Source organism: Alphaproteobacteria bacterium US3C007 (genome assembly GCA_034423775.1).
Classification (GTDB): domain Bacteria; phylum Pseudomonadota; class Alphaproteobacteria; order Rhodobacterales; family Rhodobacteraceae; genus Thalassovivens; species Thalassovivens spotae.
In genome coordinates this window covers 195,479-213,794 of sequence record CP139918.1, presented here as the reverse complement: position 1 = coordinate 213,794, position 18,316 = coordinate 195,479, and the positions used below count along the sequence as shown (strand labels likewise).

General features: G+C 50.8%; 17 protein-coding genes. 12 read left to right on the top strand and 5 right to left on the bottom strand.

Features of this window, described 5'->3' with window-relative positions; translation table 11 throughout:
• Window positions 1–115 precede the first annotated feature (115 nt).
• The 4 genes from UM181_01085 to UM181_01070 form a co-directional block, all read right to left on the bottom strand.
• Window positions 116–256 (bottom strand): hypothetical protein, encoded by a 141-nt coding sequence (locus UM181_01085; GenBank protein WQC63236.1) that lies wholly within the window; start codon window positions 254–256, stop codon window positions 116–118.
• Window positions 257–688: 432 nt separating this feature from the next.
• Window positions 689–1,846, bottom strand: coding sequence for an acyl-CoA dehydrogenase family protein (locus UM181_01080; protein ID WQC63235.1), 1,158 nt, complete (start codon window positions 1,844–1,846; stop codon window positions 689–691).
• Complete coding sequence (locus UM181_01075) at window positions 1,843–2,994, bottom strand: CaiB/BaiF CoA-transferase family protein (protein WQC63234.1); 1,152 nt, start codon at window positions 2,992–2,994, stop codon at window positions 1,843–1,845. Before UM181_01075 ends, UM181_01080 begins: the two co-directional genes overlap by 4 nt.
• 490 nt (window positions 2,995–3,484) lie before the next feature.
• On the bottom strand, window positions 3,485–4,522 hold the full coding sequence (locus UM181_01070) for a nuclear transport factor 2 family protein (protein WQC63233.1): 1,038 nt from the start codon (window positions 4,520–4,522) through the stop codon (window positions 3,485–3,487).
• 87 nt (window positions 4,523–4,609) lie between these two features.
• Between UM181_01070 and UM181_01065 the strand changes: the two genes are divergently transcribed.
• The 12 genes from UM181_01065 to UM181_01010 all read left to right on the top strand — a co-directional run bounded on the left by UM181_01065 (window position 4,610) and on the right by UM181_01010 (window position 16,947).
• Window positions 4,610–5,659: an ABC transporter ATP-binding protein gene (locus UM181_01065; protein ID WQC63232.1), complete on the top strand. Its 1,050-nt coding sequence runs from the start codon at window positions 4,610–4,612 to the stop codon at window positions 5,657–5,659.
• Window positions 5,660–5,738: 79 nt separating this feature from the next.
• Window positions 5,739–6,965, top strand: coding sequence for an extracellular solute-binding protein (locus tag UM181_01060; protein WQC63231.1), 1,227 nt, complete (start codon window positions 5,739–5,741; stop codon window positions 6,963–6,965).
• A 59-nt stretch (window positions 6,966–7,024) separates the two neighbouring features.
• Window positions 7,025–8,050, top strand: coding sequence for a sugar ABC transporter permease (locus UM181_01055; protein WQC63230.1), 1,026 nt, complete (start codon window positions 7,025–7,027; stop codon window positions 8,048–8,050).
• A gap of 1 nt (window position 8,051) precedes the next feature.
• Window positions 8,052–8,933, top strand: a complete 882-nt coding sequence (locus UM181_01050) for a carbohydrate ABC transporter permease (protein WQC63229.1) — start codon at window positions 8,052–8,054, stop codon at window positions 8,931–8,933.
• An 85-nt stretch (window positions 8,934–9,018) separates the two neighbouring features.
• Window positions 9,019–9,558: an ester cyclase gene (locus UM181_01045; GenBank protein WQC63228.1), complete on the top strand. Its 540-nt coding sequence runs from the start codon at window positions 9,019–9,021 to the stop codon at window positions 9,556–9,558.
• Between the two features lies 1 nt (window position 9,559).
• The gene (gene hisD / locus UM181_01040; protein WQC63227.1) at window positions 9,560–10,870 is read left to right on the top strand and encodes a histidinol dehydrogenase; all 1,311 of its coding nucleotides are present in this window, start codon (window positions 9,560–9,562) and stop codon (window positions 10,868–10,870) included.
• Between the two features lie 56 nt (window positions 10,871–10,926).
• Window positions 10,927–11,946: an ester cyclase gene (locus tag UM181_01035; GenBank protein ID WQC63226.1), complete on the top strand. Its 1,020-nt coding sequence runs from the start codon at window positions 10,927–10,929 to the stop codon at window positions 11,944–11,946.
• The gene (locus tag UM181_01030; GenBank protein WQC63225.1) at window positions 11,943–12,707 is read left to right on the top strand and encodes an SDR family oxidoreductase; all 765 of its coding nucleotides are present in this window, start codon (window positions 11,943–11,945) and stop codon (window positions 12,705–12,707) included. Before UM181_01035 ends, UM181_01030 begins: the two co-directional genes overlap by 4 nt.
• Entirely contained in the window at window positions 12,704–13,720 is a 1,017-nt protein-coding gene (locus UM181_01025) for a LacI family DNA-binding transcriptional regulator (GenBank protein ID WQC63224.1), read from the top strand. The genes UM181_01030 and UM181_01025 overlap by 4 nt, the downstream gene beginning before the upstream one ends.
• Window positions 13,717–14,691 (top strand): ester cyclase, encoded by a 975-nt coding sequence (locus UM181_01020; protein WQC63223.1) that lies wholly within the window; start codon window positions 13,717–13,719, stop codon window positions 14,689–14,691. The genes UM181_01025 and UM181_01020 overlap by 4 nt, the downstream gene beginning before the upstream one ends.
• Window positions 14,692–14,841: 150 nt before the next feature.
• Window positions 14,842–15,810 carry a cupin domain-containing protein gene (locus tag UM181_01015; protein ID WQC64800.1) on the top strand — a complete coding sequence of 323 codons (969 nt, stop codon included), beginning with the start codon at window positions 14,842–14,844 and terminating at the stop codon, window positions 15,808–15,810.
• Window positions 15,811–16,947, top strand: a complete 1,137-nt coding sequence (locus tag UM181_01010) for a cobalamin-independent methionine synthase II family protein (GenBank protein ID WQC63222.1) — start codon at window positions 15,811–15,813, stop codon at window positions 16,945–16,947. It abuts the gene before it with no gap.
• A gap of 268 nt (window positions 16,948–17,215) precedes the next feature.
• On the opposite strand, the gene UM181_01005 is transcribed toward UM181_01010, so the two are convergent.
• A complete protein-coding gene (locus tag UM181_01005) occupies window positions 17,216–18,034 on the bottom strand; it encodes an SDR family oxidoreductase (GenBank protein ID WQC63221.1) in 819 nt (272 codons plus the stop codon).
• Window positions 18,035–18,316 lie beyond the last annotated feature (282 nt).

Genomic DNA, 18,316 nt, shown 5'->3' with positions numbered 1-18,316 from the left:
AAATCGCGGCGATAAGCAATCGAGGTTTTTGACCCTTTATTTTAAAGCCCGCACGACCCGATTTTTGATCACTCATCCTTTAAGCATAACCAAGCCCGTGTCGGGATTTTCGAAATCAGTGCATGCGCTGGGCTCTGGCCATCTCTTCTTGCCAAGGCGTGATAACACCATTTGGAATAGAGTTTTGTTCGGGATAGGTCGCGCCTTTTTGGAAAAAGCCGCACTGGTTGATTTGCGAGGCTATGGCGCGCCTCATCCCCATCTCTTTGTGGTTGCAAGGGATGAGGTCGATCTGCGCGCGGGCCAACGCAACCTATCAATCCACTCGTGCGCGATATGCGCGGCATTAGTCCGGCCTTGATTTTGAATTCTGAGTGGCCGTTTGTATAGTTTGTCGCCTTTAGCCTGCTGTGTTTTATTAAATCCGCCTTTGCGGCTGCGCATTGAAATTGGCGTTGCGCTGTGCCCGATTTGCAAAAGATGAGAGTTGGCGGCCTTGGCCCTCAGTGGCGGCGCGCTCCTATTTTTTGCGTCATTTTAGGCTTTACAAAAAGGCTTGCCTGTCCTGACTTCTGCCGGCGCATGATAACCGCAGGCAGATTTTGTGATCCGTTGCCGCAAGCGCCCTGAAGCAGAGATTGCGCGCGTGCTGGTGCTTTGGGATCTGCCAGCAATAAATGATATGGCGTCAATAAGATCTTGGCATTTTCAAAACATGCTCTGCAATATAGCTCAGGATCAGATTGGTTGAGATCGGGGCGACTTGGTAAAGGCGCGCCTCTCTAAATTTACGCTCGATATCGTATTCTTCTGCAAATCCAAATCCACCATGGGTTTGAAGACACGCTTCTGCCGCTGCCCATTGCGCCTCTGCAGCCAATAATTTTGCAAGATTTGCCTCTTCGCCAGGATTTTGACCGGCATCATAGAGCTTGATCGCCTCATGCAGCATCAATTCGGCTGCGCGCATTTGGCTATAGGCTTTGGCGATTGGAAATTGAATGCCTTGGTTTTGTCCGATGGCGCGGCCAAAAACCTGCCGCTCGCAAGCATAGCCCGAAGCTTTTTCAATGAACCATTTGGCATCTCCGATGCATTCGGCTGCGATCAAAATACGTTCGGCATTCATTCCGGAGAGAATATATCGAAAGCCTTTGCCTTCTTCGCCGATAAGATTGCCTTGCGGAACGCTGAGATTATCAAAAAATAATTCTGTTGTGGCGTGGTTCATCATCGTGCGAATGGGGCGAATGCTCAGCGCGCTTTCGCTTGCCTCGCGCATATCTACCAGAAAAACTGATAAGCCCTCGGTGCGCTTTTCAACCTGATTTAGTGGGGTGGTACGCGCCAAGAGCAGTAATAAATCGGAATGTTCGGCGCGGCTGGTCCAGATTTTTTGACCATTCACAATATAGGCCTGCCCCTCTTTACGCGCGGTGCAGCGCAAAGCCGAGGTGTCTGTCCCGCTAGTTGGCTCGGTTACCCCAAAGGCTTGAAGGCGCAAATTTCCCTGCGCGACTTGCGGCAAATATTTGGATTTTTGGGCGTCAGAGCCATGCCGCAGCAGCGTGCCCATCGTATACATTTGCGCATGACAGGCCGCGGCATTGCAGCCTGCGCGGTGGATTTCCTCCAAAATCGCGGCTCCGGCAGAAAGCGGCAAGGATAGCCCGCCATAAGCCTCTGGTATAAGCGCGGCCAGATAGCCAGCTTCGGTCAAAGCGGTTACGAAAGCTTGCGGATAAGCTTGATTGCGATCGCATTCCTGCCAATAGCGCCCAGGAAAGCGTTCGCATAGTTGGGAAACGGCGGTTCTTATTTCTGGGTGGTTTAGTTCATAGGTCATGGGATGTCCGAGGCCTGTTGCGAGGGGAGTGAGAATTCATGACGCAAAGCAGCGCCATCGGCATTAAGGTCTGGCACATGCTTTGCGGTGCCGCCCATTGTGGCAACCGGTAGGGCGGCCATGTCGATTGGCATTCCGCCAATAATGGCGTTTGAATTTTTTAAAAAGGGATGCTCTGAAAGCTCGGCAACCGAATTTAACCGCGCATTGGCAATTTTTGCCGCGTCAAGCTTTTGTACCATTTCTGCGCTGCTGAAACCTTCAAAAACAGCGTTTACAATCGCCTCTAGTGCGATGCGGTTGGCATAGCGGGCGGTGTTTTCAGAAAATCTTGGATCCGTGGGAAGCTGCGGTTGCTGAAGAACCTGCTCACATAACGCGGTGAATTCTCGATTGTTTTGAACCGAAATCAAAATAACAGCGCCATTCGCGCAGCGAAACGCACCATAGGGTGCGATGAAGCTATGTTTTAGCCCCATGCGATCGGGCGCTCCGCCCATATAGCGATGCGCCAGAAGCGGCATATTCATCCAGTCGGCCATGACATCAAACATCGAGATCTTCAGATCAACGCCCTGGCCTGTTTTGCCGCGTTGTAACAGCGCGCGCAAAATAGCTGAGAAGGCCGTCAAACCCGTGGCAAGATCGCTTAGCGATACACCAACGCGGGCCGGGGCATCTGGTGTGCCGGTGACCGCGCAGATGCCGGCTTCTGCTTGGACGAGAAAATCATAGGCTTTCTTTTGCGCCGCATCGCCCGTATCGCCATAGCCTGTGATGGTGCAGCTGATCAGGCCGGGATTATCCCGCCGCAGCTTTGAGCCTGTAAGCCCCAAGCGATCAATTGCACCTGGTGCGAGGTTTGACAGAAATACATCTGCATTTTTCAAAATCCGGCAGAGTAAAGCGGTGTCTTCCGGCGTTTTTAAATTCAGAGCGATCGATTCTTTTCCACGATTGAGCCAGGCAAAAATGGCGCTTTGACCATTTGCGCCCGCATCATAGCCCCGCGCAAAATCCCCCTCTGGCCGCTCTACCTTGATCACTCTGGCCCCTGCATCAGCCAGCAAGGTGCCGCAATAAGGTGCTGCCACCGCCTGTTCTAGCGAGACCACCATAAATCCATCCAGTTCTTTGTTTAGACCCATTGTGAAGATCCCTATTCCTTGCGTGTTGTGGTTTCAAAAGCCCGTCCTGGCAGTTTTTACCGCAGGCGCATCGTACAAAAGATAGAGGGATAGTGATTTGGAAGAAATAAATTTATTTTTAAAACGCATATGGGTTTTGCTTTCATAGCCAGCGCGACGGTGCGTTCAAATATGCGCAGCGTTTTTCTTGATGTACTTTGGTATTAGTGGCACCATTGGGTGCCGCGTCTGGGCCAAGATGGCACCGTGTGGTGGCGCGATGTCACCGCTATAGGCGCAGCCGCCAAGCAGCAAAATGCCTTTAAGGCTACAGCGGGGTTTGCCTGCTTCCTGTTGGCTGATGTTTTGCAAAAGCATTGGTCGGGTTGGCCTTGTCCGGAGCTCCTTGCGGTATTTGGAAAGAGAATTTGCAAAAGATAGGCTGTTATCAATCTAAAATTTTGCGTAATCATAGCTCCTTTGGCCAAAGTGGGGGCAGCCTGCAGATGCCTTAGGTGCGTGGAACGGTTTGCATGCGCTCTAGAATATCCACCCCCTGCATTTTCCAAAAATGAAGCAGATCGATAAAAATCCAATTCTCGGCCAGTTTGTCTCCTTCGCGCCGATACATGTCAATAACCCGCATATCTCCCGCTAAAGTGCTGGCCGGCATGCCCATAAAGCCGCCGGTTGGCGTGAGGCTCAGGTTTGGCCAACCAAAGAATCCACCAAATTGACCCTCGGCAATCCGGCAGAGATGCCCATTGAAAATACGGTCTTTAAACCCTGCGCGAAAGGGGCCGGAATGCTGCTTTGCATAGCGCTCAATTGTATAGGTGGCACCAATGCCAGCAGGCCCCCACCAGATCATATCTTCTGTCCAACTGCGGCGCAGTTCATCGACCAATGGCTCCTCGCGCCCGCCTTTCCAGGTTTTTATATCGCCAACCATATAGTCGATCGTAGCCAGCGTTTTACGCCCTTCTTCTGGATCCTGCGGATCAAACATTAACCCCTCATGAGTCACTGGGCCGGGTTGAACCAAATGCGCGGCGGTTTGCGGTGGAAACGGGCTTAAACCGGCTTGCATCATCAGATGTGGGATATCAAAAAACATCGCGGTTTCTGTGATTTTGCCCTGTTCAACTTTATGAAATTCGCAATAGCGCAGCATTGCAATCTTACCAGTTGGCGCGAGACCCAACCATGGGGCATCAAACAATCCCATCAAATGGCCCATCGAGATCACCCAAACGCCCTCATGGTTGGGCAGTTTATTCTCACCCGCCATAAAAATATCCATACGGCGTTGCAGTGAGGTCAAGGCTGTGCGCAGGGGTTGCCAAAACGTTGTTGCAACTTGCTCTGCACCTTGCAGCTCGTTGAAAGGATGAAAACCACGCCAAAAATAATCGGCGCCGCAATATTGTTTTACGATCGCTGGAAGATCCTGTTCAGAGGCGGCATCTAGATCTGCATAAAATTTTTTAACCAATTGTTTTTGTTCGGAAAAGTTCATATCTACCTCTGCTTGGCTATAATTTTGCATGCGTATGCGAAAACTACTTGCCAAATTCAATGTTCTGAGTCTAGTGTTTGCTTCGGCGGATACAAGAATTTTCGTTGGGGAGAATTAATGGCTGAAATCCAGTTGCGTAACCTGTCAAAGCGATGGGGCAGTTTTGTTGGTGTGGATGATTTCAACCTTACCATTGCAGATAAAGAGTTTTTGGTTCTGCTTGGTCCCTCGGGCTGCGGAAAGACGACCACAATGCGGATGATCGCGGGGCTAGAAGATGCCACATCAGGTGACATTATAGTGGATGGCAAGCGGATCAACGATCTTGAGCCAAAAGACCGAGATGTTGCAATGGTGTTTCAAAGCTATGCGCTTTACCCGAATATGAATGTTTATGAAAACATTCGGTTCCCTCTGAAGGTACGCGGCACCGACCCCAAATTGCATGATGCAAAAGTGCGCCGTGCCAGCGCAATGGTTGAGTTGGACGAGTTTTTGCACCGGAAACCGGCAGAGTTGTCCGGTGGTCAGCGCCAGCGTGTGGCTTTGGGGCGCGCGATCGTTCGCGAACCAAATCTGTTTTTAATGGATGAGCCCCTTTCAAATTTGGATGCTAAATTGCGCGTCTCGACTCGGGCACAAATCAAAAACCTGAGCCATGAATTGAAGGTTACTACAATTTATGTGACCCATGATCAGATCGAAGCGATGACCTTGGCGGACCGTGTTGTGGTGATGAAGGAAGGGGTGGTGCAGCAGGTTGGCTCGCCCACAGAAATTTACGATCGTCCAGCAAATGCCTTTGTTGCAAGTTTTATCGGAAATCCTGCAATGAATTTGATTGAAGGTCAGGTGTCGAAAGGAGTTTTCAGCGCTGAGCATACACAGATCGAGGTTGGCGAGGTTCCAGACGGACCTGTCACTTTAGGGTTTCGCGCCGAAGATGCACAGGTCGTTGAGGTGGATGGCAATATAACAGCACCGATTTATACACAGGAATTATTGGGCGATGCGACCATGGTTTCGGTGCGCTTATCCGGGGCTTTGGTCGCGGTGAAGGCTGATAAAAATTACCGTGCTGCGATAGAAGATGAGGTTTCTTTTCGGATTCCATCAGAATTGTGTCACTTGTTTGATGCTCAAACAGGGGCGCGAATTGGGGGCTAAGTCCCTTATAACTGCCGTTTTAGACGGTGCAATCGGATGGCCGGGTTCCAGCACATCCGCAACTAGGGAGACAGACAAGATGTTTTTGAAAAAAGTAGCGCTCGTTAGCGCCTTGGCGGTGATGGCGGGAACGTCTTCATTCGCGTGTGAGATATCGGCGCGGGTGAGTATCGTGGGCAATGAATTTCCTGCGATTCAAACCGTAGGGGCCGGCGCGCAGGAATGCAGCGGTGCTGAGGTGAATACAAATTTAACTGCTGACCACCAGAAAATTAACGTTGCTGGTATGCAGGGAAACCCTGCCGAGTTTACAGCGGTAATCAATAATAACTCAGTTTTGACCACGATGCTTAACGAAGATCTCGTCAGGCCCCTTGATGATCTTGTTTTAAAACACGGTCAGAGTTTGATGCCGAACCAATTGATTACAATCGATGGAAAAGTCATGGCAGTGGCATTTATGGCTAATGCAGCTCATTTGATTTACCGATCTGATGTTCTTGATGCAATCGGTGTTGAGCCACCTAAAACGTATGAAGAACTGCTAGCGGCCGCGAAGATGATCCGTGAGCAAGGCCTTATGGAAAATCCGGTGGGCGGTGCGTATGCAGCGGGTTGGAATCTGGCAACAGAATTCATCAATATGTATTTTGGCCATGGCGGAGAATTATACAACGGTGCAACTGCCGAACTTTCTATTGAAAACGAAAAAGGCGTTGCGACATTAAACATGTTGAAGGCGTTGAGCGAATATATGAACCCAGATTTTCTTACGCATGACAGCAATGCTACAAATGCAGAATTCCGCGCAGGGAACGTAGCTTTGATGAACATGTGGGGCTCGCGAGCGGCCACAATGGTTGAGGTAGATGGTGTGCCTCAAGATGTCAAAGACGGCTTTAAAATAGCGGGCCCTATGACTGTTGGAGGCGGTGATACTAGCGCGGCTACACTATGGTGGGACGGATTTTCGATCGCAAAAAACATTTCGGATGAGGAAGCTGAAGCAAGCTTTAAAGCCTTAGTTCACGCCATACGCCCTGAAATGATAAACGATGAAACAGCGTTGCAGGCCGTTTGGTTGATTGATGGTTATGAGCCAACACCTGCTGCGTTAGGGGTTTTCGATGCGGCGGGCCGCACAACAGAACCATACCCCTCTCTGCCACAACAGCCTTTGTTACATTCAGCGTTAGGTAGTGAGCTGTCTGATTTTATGCAGGGTAATGAGAGCGCAGAACAGGCACTGGCAGATATAACTGCGGCCTATAATGCTGCGGCAAAAGAAAAAGGACTATTGAAGTAAGCAAAAATTGGCAGTGGGCGTTATGCCCTCTGCCAAATTTTATAGCTGATCAAATTGTTATGAAACACAGAGCTTTCTTTTGGTTTTTTTTGCCTACAGGCATCGCAATGTTTTTTTTCATTGCGATGCCAATCCTGTCAGTAATTGCACAGTCTATTTTCATTCCTCATGAAGCCGTTATGGAAACTGTCAAAAATTGCGGTCCATTTGGTTGTAAAGAAGTCATATCGATTAATCATGAAGCAACGTCTGAATTACGCGCGAAGCAACCCTTGGGTCGTTTTTCTGGTTTAGAAATTTACCTTGATAGAGGGCATCTCGCCATTAGTGAAGTTAACGCTGCTTGGAGTTCTAGCGATAGCTTGTCGCAATTTTTCAGCAGATTGGGGAACTTACCTTTCTACCGAGCTATGGGCTTTACCCTTACCTTCACGTTTGTGGTAACTCCATTTGTCATAATTCTCGGTTTGTTGATCGCGTTAGCCGTTAACTCTTTGCATGCTCGCATAAGGGGTTTGGTCATCTTCTTCTCGCTTCTGCCCTTTGTGGTTACGCCTTTGATCGGGGCGTTGGTGCTGTTTTGGATGATTGACAGCCGAGGCATTTTGGGCACTGCGGTGCAATGGCTTGTATCAGATCCTGACCTTTCTCTTAAAGCTTCAACAGGGTTGATGTGGATCTCCTTAATTGTCTACGGTATTTGGCATGCAGCGCCGTTTGCTTTTGTTATTTTCTACGCAGGTTTACAAACCTTGCCGATGGATCAGATTGAGGCTGCAGAAATCGATGGTGCAACGCGCTTACAGCGCATTCGATATGTTGTGGTTCCGCATTTGATGCCGTTGGTCACCTTCGTGGCCTTGATTCAATTGATGGATAATTTTCGCGTTTTTGAACCGATTGTGGGGTTTAATGCTGCCGCGCATGCGACCAGTATCAGCTGGTTTATCTTCAATGATCTGGGTGGAGAAACGCGCCAATTATCATCGGCATCGGCTTCTTCAGTGCTGACCATTATCGGCGTGTCAATTTTATTGTTGCCGGTTTTGGTGCGCACATGGAATGATTTCAAAGGAAAAACTTAAGATGAGTAGCCGCGCCCGCAAGCAACCTCTTGGTTTGCAAATCTTGATTTACGGATTTGCGGGCCTTTGGCTGATTATGGCCGCTTTTCCTTTTTTATGGACAGCGTGGGGCAGCTTTAAAGTTGAACTTGATTTTTTCTCCATTGCTGATTGGACTTATGCCTTAACGGGCGAACGTACCAAGGCCGAATATGGCAGCCCCTTCACGGATGCAGGATATAAGGGCGCATGGGTTCAAGAATCTTTTTACCGAAATGTCATCAACACGTTCATCATATGTTTTTTTGTGGTTTGTACGTCTCTGACAATCGGAACGTTGGGTGGATATGCGCTATCGCGTTCTAATTATCGATATACATTTATTTTATTGATCACGGCTCTGATTTTTCGCGCAATGCCTCCCATCACATTGGTCGCCGGATATATGCTTCCGTTTTTTCAGTGGAATGTCTGGGGTTTGATGCCAACCACGATTATTGTTCTGGTGGCCATAAATCAGCCTTTCACGCTTTGGATGCTGCATTCGTTTTTTCAAAATATTCCTAAAGAATTAGATGAAAGCGCAAAGGTTGATGGCTGCACGCAATTCCAAGCCTTTCGGCACGTGATTATTCCGGTGATGTGGCCGGGTGTGATTACCACAGGATTGTTCAGCTTTTTACTGGCCTATAATGATTTTGCGGTTACCGCGATGCTTTTATCGGAAGAAAACCGTACGATGGTGCCACAGGTGGCGGCGTTTTTGGGGACAACCTATACAGAGGGTAACATCATGTTTGCTGTGGCTTCTGTGGTCTCAGCTACAGCGCCATTGTTTATCCTGGTGATGTTTTTTCAGCGTCAGATTGTATCGGGCCTGACACAAGGGGCGGTGAAGGGATGAGCTGCGCGGGTAAGGTTTGGATGTGCCAACAGATAAAGATGAAAGTTGCAGATGCTCAAAAACGCTTAAACAGGAGCTTGGGCGCATGAAGGGCACCCGCCCAGAGCAAGCCACGCTCAGCCGCGAGACGGATATGTCTAAAACAGACGAAACGCGGGCCGTTATCGAGGCCATGGTGGATGGGTTGAACGATCACCGGATCGCCGATATTGGAGAGTTTTTCAGTGATAGCTTCCGCTGGATGGGCAATGCAGGCTGTGGCACGAAGTCTGGCCTGACAGAATTTCAGAAAAATTGGCAAAAGCCGTTTCAAGCCGCCTTTTCAGATAAGGTGTGCGTTGATGAAGCGCGGCTGTTTATGGGCGAATGGGCGGCGGCTTTCGGGCGCCAGGAAGCCACCCATAGCGGATGCTTTATGGGCATTGAAGCGACGGGAAAGCGCATTGAAATCCGCTATATGGATTTTTGGAAAGTGGAGGATGGTAAGATCTCTGACAATTGGGTGATGGTGGATTTCCCCCATGTTCTGGCTCAGCTTGGCCATGATGTGTTTGGCGGCGAAGGTTGGGAAGCTTATGACCGGGGCGCGCGTCAAGCGCCAAGCCCTGATGGGAAGGATGGGTAAGATGACGGTTGAATATTTAAAGCGGGGTAAGCCCGAGGCGGATCGAGCCGAAGATGATGCTAAAGTGGCCACTGCGGTTGCCACAACGCTGAAAGATATCGAGATGCGCGGAGATGAGGCCGTGCATGAATTGGCGGTAAAATTTGATAATTATGATCGCCCAACCTACCGCCTCACCGAGGATGAGGTGCAAACGATCATCGCCACAGTGTCAAAGCGCGATATGGAGGATATTAAATTCGCCCAAGAGCAAGTGCGCAATTTTGCGCAGGCGCAGCGCGACAGTATGTTGGATATTGAAGTGGAAACGCTGCCTGGCGTGATCTTGGGGCATAAAAACATCCCGGTGCAATCTGTTGGATGCTATGTGCCGGGCGGTAAATTTCCGATGGTAGCTTCGGCGCATATGTCGGTTGCCACTGCCAGCGTTGCAGGAGTGCCGCGTATTATCGCAGCCACGCCGCCTTTTAACGGCGAACCAAACCCTGCGGTGATCGCCGCGATGCATTTGGGCGGGGCGCATGAAATCTACGTATTGGGGGGCATTCAGGCCGTTGGGGCGATGGCGCTTGGGACGCAGAGTATTGATCCGGTGCATTTGCTTGTGGGGCCGGGCAATGCCTTTGTAGCCGAGGCAAAGCGCCAGCTTTTTGGGCGCGTTGGGATTGACTTATTTGCAGGTCCCACTGAAACGATGGTGATCGCGGATGACACCGTAGATGCGGAGCTCTGCGCCACTGATTTGCTGGGCCAAGCAGAGCATGGATATAATTCACCCGCGGTTTTGGTGACCAATTCGCGGAAATTGGCCGAGCAAACATTGGCTGAGATTGATCGCATCCTGCGTATTTTGCCCACCGCCGGCACGGCGAAAGTGAGCTGGGAAGATTATGGCGAAGTGATCTTATGCGAGACCTATGAAGAAATGCTGCAGGTGGCTGATGATATCGCTTCAGAACATGTGCAGGTGATGACGGATCGTGATGATTGGTTTTTGGAACATATGACCTGTTATGGCGCTTTATTTTTGGGTGCCCGCACCAATGTGGCAAATGGGGATAAGGTGATCGGCACCAATCATACATTGCCGACCAAAAAGGCGGGCCGGTATACGGGTGGCCTCTGGGTTGGAAAATTCCTGAAAACGCATAGCTACCAAAAGGTTTTAACCGATGCGGCTGCGGCTGAAATTGGTGCCTATGGCAGCCGTTTATGCATGTTGGAAGGTTTTGTGGGGCATGCCGAGCAGTGCAATCTGCGCGTGCGCCGTTATGGGGGGCAAAATGTGCCTTATGGAGCAGCGGCAGAATGAGCATTGCAGCGCCATCTGAAAAATTAAAAGCGGTTTTGTTGCCTTTGCGCAGAGCGATGGCAGATTTTAAAGATGCGGCGCATATCCGCCATGCATTAACCAATTTATGCGCCCCTGATATCACGCTTCATATGTGTCACCCTTTTGGCGATCTTAACGGCGCTGATAAAATTTATGATACGATCTATCAGCCTTTGATAACAGCCTTGCCCGATCTTGAGCGGCGCGATTTAATCTTGTTGGCCGGCACCACGCCTGAGGGCCAGGATTGGATTGGCACGATGGGCAATTATATGGGCACATTCTTGGCGCCGTTTATGGATATTCCGCCAACTGGGCATTTGGCGCATATGCGCTATCACGAGTTTTTTCGGGTGGAAGATGGCCGGGTTGTTGAAATGCAGGTGATTTGGGATTTACCTGAATTGATGATGCAGGCCAAAGCCTGGCCAATGGCGCCGCAATTGGGTGCATTCTTATGCACGCCCGGGCCGCTTAGTGGTGATGGGCTGAGCGCGTCTGGCGACGGGCGGGCCAGTCTTGAGCATATCAAAGATATGGAAACGGCTTTGTGTCGATATCCTGATAATCCGGATCCAAAAGTGATGCAGTTGGATCGCTTTTGGCATCCTCGGTTCAATTGGTACGGTCCGGCGGGGATTGGCACGGGCCGGGGTATATCTGGGTTTCGCCATTGGCATCAGATCCCTTTTTTGCGCGGAATGCCGGATCGCAAAGTTGATCCAGCTGGAGATCGCTTAGCTGCAGAAGAGATGTATGATTTACATTCCCATTATATCGCAGAAGGGGCCTATGTCTGCGAAACTGGCTGGCCCAATATGCGGATGAAATTAACGGGTGATGGCTGGATGGGGATCGCTCCAGCGGGCCGCGAAATTACCCTGCGGAGCATTGATTTTTGGCGCTTGGAAAACGGAAAAATCCGTGAAAATTGGGTTCAAATTGATGTGCCATATACTTATGCGCAATTGGGGGTGGATGTGTTTGCGCGCTTGCGTGAATTCAACAAAGCCCGTTCTATGTCGGCGATTTCATTAGATCAGGGGCTGTCATGACTTTACCCACGATGCCGTCTTTCGATTTAACTGGCAAACGCGCATTGGTCGCTGGGGCCTCCTCGGGCATTGGTCTGGCTTGCGCTGTGGCTTTGGCTGAGCATGGGGCCGTTGTGACTTTGGCCGCGCGCCGCACCGAACGATTGCAAGCCCTTGCTGCGCGTTTGCAGGCCGCAGGACGCCATGCAGAGATAATGCAATTGGATGTTGCGGATATTGAAGCCACATCTGTGGCCGTGGCTGCGGCGGGCCCGTTCGATATTTTGGTCAACTCGGCCGGCTTGGCGCGCCATGGCAAGGCCAGTGATACAACCGTGGTCGATTACGACGCCGTAGCCGAGGTGAATATTCGCGGCGCTTACTTTTTGACTCAAGCAGTGGCAAAGGGGCTGCTTGGCGCGCAAAAGCCCGGCAGCTTGATCAATATCTCAAGCCAGATGGCGCATGTTGGAGGTCTTGATCGCGCCGTTTACTGTGCGTCTAAGCATGCGGTTGAAGGGTTTACCAAAGCGATGGCGATTGAGTGGGGGCATGCGGGGATCCGCGTTAACTCGATCTGCCCGACCTTTGTTTTAACCGATTTGACGCAGGCCACGTTTGAGGATGCTGAGAAACGCGCATGGGTGGAAAGCAAGATCAAATTGGGCCGCGTGGGAACGGTAGAAGATATTATGGGGCCAGTTGTATTTCTGGCCTCTGATGCCTCTGCGTTGATGACAGGCGCATCCCTTTTGGTGGATGGAGGCTGGACGGCCGAATGAGCGGACGGATCACATCAAGCGAAGTGGCAAAGCGGGCGGGGGTAAGCCAATCTGCGGTGAGCCGGGTATTCACGCCGGGTGCCTCGGCTTCGGCCAAAACCGTCGAAAAAGTGCGCCGTATTGCGGATGAAATGGGCTATCGTCCAAATTTCATCGCGCGCGCGATGGTGTCGGGAAAAAGCCGGATTATCGGGCTGGTTGTGGCCTATCTTGAGAACCAATTTTATCCCGAAGCCTTGGAAAAGCTTTCAAATGCTCTGCAAGAAAAAGGCTATCATGTTTTGATCTTTATGGCGGGCAAAGACAATGCCAGCATCGAACATGTGATCGAAGAAATTTTGGATTATCAAGTGGATGGTATCGTGACAGCATCGGTGGCGATGTCATCGACTTTGGCAAATCGTTGTCGAGCCGCCGGGGTTCCCATGGTTCTGTTTAACCGAAGCCAAGATGATACAGGCATGTCTGCGGTGACCTCTGACAATCACGCAGGCGGGCAAAAAATTGCGCAGCACCTGCTGGCCACAGGGCATCAGCGGATTGGCTATATCGCCGGCTGGGAAGGCGCTTCGACGCAGCGGGATCGCGAGGCAGGGTTTCGCGCAGGTTTGAACGCTGCCGGTGTGGCTTTACACGCAAGAGAGATCGGCAATTTCACCATGAACGGCGCCACAGAGGCTGCGCGGCGGATGTTTGCCCACAGCCCACCGGATGCGGTATTTGTGGCGAATGACCATATGGCGCTGGCGGTTATGGATACATTGCGGTTTGAGCTTGGGTTAACCATTCCTGATGATGTTTCCGTGATCGGCTATGACGATGTGCCGGCTGCTGCCTGGCCCGCCTATAATCTCAGCACAGTGCGCCAACCGGCGAACCGGATGGTGGCCGAAACCGTCGCAATTTTGATGGCGCAAATAGAAAATAAAACCGAGGCGCCCCGCCGCGTTGAAATCGATGGCCCCTTGGTTTTGCGCCGCTCGGTGCGCAGAGTGCGAAGGAGTGAAACATGAAAGGATTTTCCGAACAATGGGGCGATCTTCCAGATTATATTTTGGGGATTACCAAAGAAATTTGGGAAGGCCGCGGCTTGGCCACGCTCAATCATTACTATGCTGAGAATATTCCGATGCGTTTCCCCGAAGGTGTTTCGATTGGTAATCAGCGCACGATCAACGGAACTTTATCGACCTTGGCCGAATTTCCCGATCGTGAATTAACCGGCGAGGATGTAATCTGGTCGGGCAATGAACAAGACGGGTTTTTATCTTCGCATCGTTTGCTGACTATGGGCACGCACACTGGGGGCGGTTATTTTGGCCCCCCTACCGGTAAGCGCTTTGTCATTCGCGCCATCGCAGATTGTGCGGCGATCAACAATCAAATCAATGATGAATGGCTGATCCGAGATACAGCAGGTTTGGTGTTGCAATTGGGTTTTGATCCGAAAGAATTTGCGCGTGATCTGATCGTACGAGAAGGGGGGGCAGAACGCTGCGTTACACCGTTCTCTCCGGCGGTCGATGTTCAAGGGCCTTATAAAAGCCGAGGCAATGAAAACGAATGGGGCGCGCGGCTATCGGATATTTTGCGTCGGATGATGGAAAAAGATTTTTCGGTGATCCGCGCTGAATATGACCGAGCGGTTCAAACGGAACATCCAGGCTCAACCACGGTGCATTCTTGGGCCGATACTGAAAAGCTTTGGATGGGTCTGCGGGCGTCTTTTCCGAGTGCTGAATTTTCGGTTGACCATCAGATAGGCCGTGAGGATCCGATGCTGTCTCCGCGTGCGGCGGTGCGCTGGAGCTTGAATGGCACGCATGATGGGTGGGGGATGTTTGGCCAGCCAACGGGCGCTCAGATCCATGTAATGGGCTTTACCCATGCCGAATTTGGGCCTTACGGGCTGCGCCGCGAATTCACATTGTTTGATCCGGTTTCTATCTGGAAACAAATTTTCATCGCCACCGGGGCCGGATGAGAATGGAAAACCCAGATGGCAAGCGCCTCTTTGAAGCAAAGTCAAAAGCTTTTTACACCCTGCAGCACGCCGTTCTAGCCAGGTTTAGCCTGCATATGAGCGCGCTTCTGCTACAGCCCCGTTAATTTAATGGATCAAGGATCAATAATGATGACGCCGCAAGAGATGGAAAAAAGGATCGTAAGATATGGGGATTTGATCCCATGTAAAACGGCCTTTATCGATGCCCATACCCCAGGTTCGGATCAAAAGGAAAACTTCACCATTATCGGTGGGGGGGTCTCGGAAAGTGCGGATCAACATGTTCATATCAATATTCCGCACGGTTTTAATATTGGCGCTGCCGGGCAGCCGCCCAAATGCCGAAACTCACTGCATTCGCACCGCACAGCCGAAGTGTTTTTCGTACTTTCGGGCCGGTGGAGGTTTTTTTGGGGGCGTTGGGGCACCGCGGGTGAGGTGGTTCTTGAGGCAGGAGATATCATCAACCTGCCGACAGGTATTTTCAGAGGGTTTGAAAATATCGGAACCGATTATGGAATGATCATGGCAGTGTTGGGCGGCGATGATGCTGGCGGGGGTGTGATTTGGGCGCCGCAAGTGATTGAGGATGCCAAAGACCATGGGCTTGTTTTATCTCAAAAGGGTAAGCTTTATGATACTGCTCAGGGGCAAAGCCTTCCCGCAGGGGACATGCCGATGCCTGTTTTAACGCCGCAAGAGCTCGCTGCATTTCCTGAACTGTCAGCGCAGGATTTGGTGCCAAACCACGTTGCACGTTATTGGGATATGGTCGCTTTCGCGGATCCTGCGCCGGCAAAAATCATCGGCGAAGGCGCGATGCTTCCAGATCGACCAGGGTTTGAAGTTGAGTTTATCACGCAGTGCACCGGCTTTGATGATTTTGAGACTTGTGATCAAGCGGATGTCATTATGCCCGTGCGCGGGCATTGGCGTTTGGATTATGAGGGTGGCAGCACGGCGCTTAATCCAGGCGATACAGCTTCGGTTCCTGAAAACATGCCGCATCGCTTGGCGCCAGCGATGAGCGGCGCTTGCGCGGCCTTTCGAATCCGGAAAACCGCGGACCCTGCCGGGCCCACTTGGAAAGGAAATTAAATGAAGATTGCAACAACGCATGTCGGGTCTTTGCCGCGCAGCCAAGCTGTCGTGGATTTTATTTTTGCCCGTGAACATAAACAATCCTATGATCAGGTGGCATTCGACCGCACCATGCAGGAGGCGGTTCTTGATACGGTTCAAAAGCAAGTGGATGGCGGCATAAACATCGTATCGGATGGGGAGACGTCAAAAATTTCTTATGCGACCTATGTCAAAGATCGATATACTGGCTTTGATGGCGATGGCCCGCGCAATGCGCCTGCGGATTTAAAGCGGTTTCCAAGCTTTTTAAAGCGCCTAGCCGATGATGGTGGCACACCGCAATACGCGCGCCCTATGTGCGTGGGGGATGTGAAATCCAAAGGCCAAGGCGAGTTGGAAAAGGATATTGCCAATTTAAAAGGCGCGATGGCCGCCACGGGGGTGGAGCGCGGATTTATGAATGCCGCCTCGCCCGGGGTGATATCGTTGTTTTTGCAAAATGAATATTACGCGAGCCGTGAAAAATATCTGGAAGCTTTAGCCGAGGCGATGAAGCAGGAATATGAAACGATTGTGGCCTCTGGTCTTGATTTGCAATTGGATTGCCCGGATCTGGCGTTATCACGGCATATGTTGTTTCATGATCTCAGCGATGAGGCCTTCATTAAAATAGCGCAATCGCATGTTGAGGCATTGAATTATGCGTTGCAAAATGTACCCCAAGAGAAAGTGCGGGTTCATATTTGTTGGGGAAATTACGAAGGCCCGCATGTCTGCGACATCCCAATGTCAAAAATGTTTGATACGCTTATGGCGACCAAATCGCGCTATGTCTTGTTTGAAACCTCGAATCCGCGCCATGGGCATGAATGGCAAGTTTTTGCAGATCGTAAAAATGATATCCCAAACGATAAAATCTTGGTGCCAGGCGTTGTGGATACCACAACCAATTTTGTAGAACATCCCGAATTGGTGGCAGAGCGGCTGCGGCGGTTTTCGGGGATTGTTGGGCAAGACAGGGTGGTCGCCAGCAGTGATTGCGGCTTTGGAACCTTTGCCGGTTTTGGCACGATCGATCCTGAAATTGCCTATGCAAAACTTACGGCGTTGTCTGAGGGGGCGCAGCTGGCGTCAAAAGCCGAAGGGGGATAAGCCCAAGCAGCCACGGCGCTGGTCCACATGGCTGAGCCGCATGCGGGTTAGCTTATATGTGGGCGGTTTCCCTTCCGATACGGCTTCGGTATACCCTCGACTGGGTTATCACCGCCCTGTGCGCAATTCACACTTTCAGTGGGACTCTGAGCACCTTGGGTAGGCCGCCAGAGGTTTTTTAGGCAGCTATGAGATTTATGTTTATAAGAGGGTAGGGGGGCTAGGCGGGTCATTCAAAACCTACAAGCTGCCTCTGCGTCGCTTTGTGCTAAAGGGCCAAAGCATCGTCAGGCGTTGGCGGCGCAAACGAATATCCCCCCCAAACCGATTGATCGAAATGGATCACCGATCCGGTCATCATGCCGCTATCATCTGAGGCTAGAAATGTAACGGCTTTGGCCACTTCTTTTGGATCTAACAGCCTGCCAAAGGGCATTTCAGCTGCAGCGGCGTCAAGCCAGTTATGTTCAGCCCCGTGATATTCGCGTTGGATACGATCTTCTCCATCCGAAGCCATCCAGCCAATATTTAGCTGATTGACCCGGATATTATTGCGCATCAAAGCATATCCAGAATTGCGCGTTAAGGTTGCCAATGCGCCTTTGGAGGCGCAATAGGGCGCAATAAAAGGCTGACCTGCCATCGCTGAGGCCGAACCAATATTTACAATTGAGCCTTTTATGTTCTCGCGGATCATCACTTTTGCGCTTTCTTGCATCAGAAAAAAAGGCGCGCGGGTATTGACCGCGAACATACGATTGAAAAGATCTTCGCTGGTATCCAGTAAATTTCCGCGATCCGTAAGGCCGGCAGCATTGACCAAGATATCGACCTGTCCAAAACGCGTATCGGCCTGGGATACAACATTTCGGCAATCTGCCACGCTTTCAAGGTCAGCCTCAACAAACACCACTGGAACGCCCGTGCTTTGGGTGATCTTTGTGGCCACATGACTGCCATTTTCAGCATGTCGTCCGCAGGTCAGAATAGCCTTGGCACCAGCTTGGGCAAATTGCCAAGCGATTGCCGCACCCAGGCCTTGCGTTCCACCGGTGACGATGGCCACCTTATTTTCTATTCTATTCATTTTATGGCTCCTGCTGCTATTTGGTTATATTGTTAGGGTCAGAAAAGCGCGGAATGTTTCAGACATTCAACCCTAAAGATAATCTATGCGTCGCAAAAAGCTGATGAAACCCAGAGGATGACCGCCAATATCACGTTACACTCGGTTTTCCTTTGCGGAGCTAATTGGCGAAAACGAGCCTAGGAGCGCAGATTGATACCTGCCCAAAGATGCTCGACTTTAAATATAACACTCCATAATGAGCTCGGGCCGTTTTCAGATTGAGGCAGAATACCCGCGCTC

Coding starts and splice junctions, on each gene's coding strand:
- UM181_01030 (WQC63225.1), top strand. CDS start 11,943: ATGACTTTACCCACGATGCCGTCTTTCGATTTAACTGGCAAACGCGCA.
- hisD (WQC63227.1), top strand. CDS start 9,560: ATGACGGTTGAATATTTAAAGCGGGGTAAGCCCGAGGCGGATCGAGCC.
- UM181_01025 (WQC63224.1), top strand. CDS start 12,704: ATGAGCGGACGGATCACATCAAGCGAAGTGGCAAAGCGGGCGGGGGTA.
- UM181_01060 (WQC63231.1), top strand. CDS start 5,739: ATGTTTTTGAAAAAAGTAGCGCTCGTTAGCGCCTTGGCGGTGATGGCG.
- UM181_01020 (WQC63223.1), top strand. CDS start 13,717: ATGAAAGGATTTTCCGAACAATGGGGCGATCTTCCAGATTATATTTTG.
- UM181_01065 (WQC63232.1), top strand. CDS start 4,610: ATGGCTGAAATCCAGTTGCGTAACCTGTCAAAGCGATGGGGCAGTTTT.
- UM181_01005 (WQC63221.1), bottom strand. CDS start 18,034: ATGAATAGAATAGAAAATAAGGTGGCCATCGTCACCGGTGGAACGCAA.
- UM181_01070 (WQC63233.1), bottom strand. CDS start 4,522: ATGCAAAATTATAGCCAAGCAGAGGTAGATATGAACTTTTCCGAACAA.
- UM181_01035 (WQC63226.1), top strand. CDS start 10,927: ATGGCAGATTTTAAAGATGCGGCGCATATCCGCCATGCATTAACCAAT.
- UM181_01075 (WQC63234.1), bottom strand. CDS start 2,994: ATGGGTCTAAACAAAGAACTGGATGGATTTATGGTGGTCTCGCTAGAA.
- UM181_01050 (WQC63229.1), top strand. CDS start 8,052: ATGAGTAGCCGCGCCCGCAAGCAACCTCTTGGTTTGCAAATCTTGATT.
- UM181_01010 (WQC63222.1), top strand. CDS start 15,811: ATGAAGATTGCAACAACGCATGTCGGGTCTTTGCCGCGCAGCCAAGCT.
- UM181_01045 (WQC63228.1), top strand. CDS start 9,019: ATGAAGGGCACCCGCCCAGAGCAAGCCACGCTCAGCCGCGAGACGGAT.
- UM181_01015 (WQC64800.1), top strand. CDS start 14,842: ATGACGCCGCAAGAGATGGAAAAAAGGATCGTAAGATATGGGGATTTG.
- UM181_01080 (WQC63235.1), bottom strand. CDS start 1,846: ATGACCTATGAACTAAACCACCCAGAAATAAGAACCGCCGTTTCCCAA.
- UM181_01055 (WQC63230.1), top strand. CDS start 7,025: ATGAAACACAGAGCTTTCTTTTGGTTTTTTTTGCCTACAGGCATCGCA.
- UM181_01085 (WQC63236.1), bottom strand. CDS start 256: ATGAGGCGCGCCATAGCCTCGCAAATCAACCAGTGCGGCTTTTTCCAA.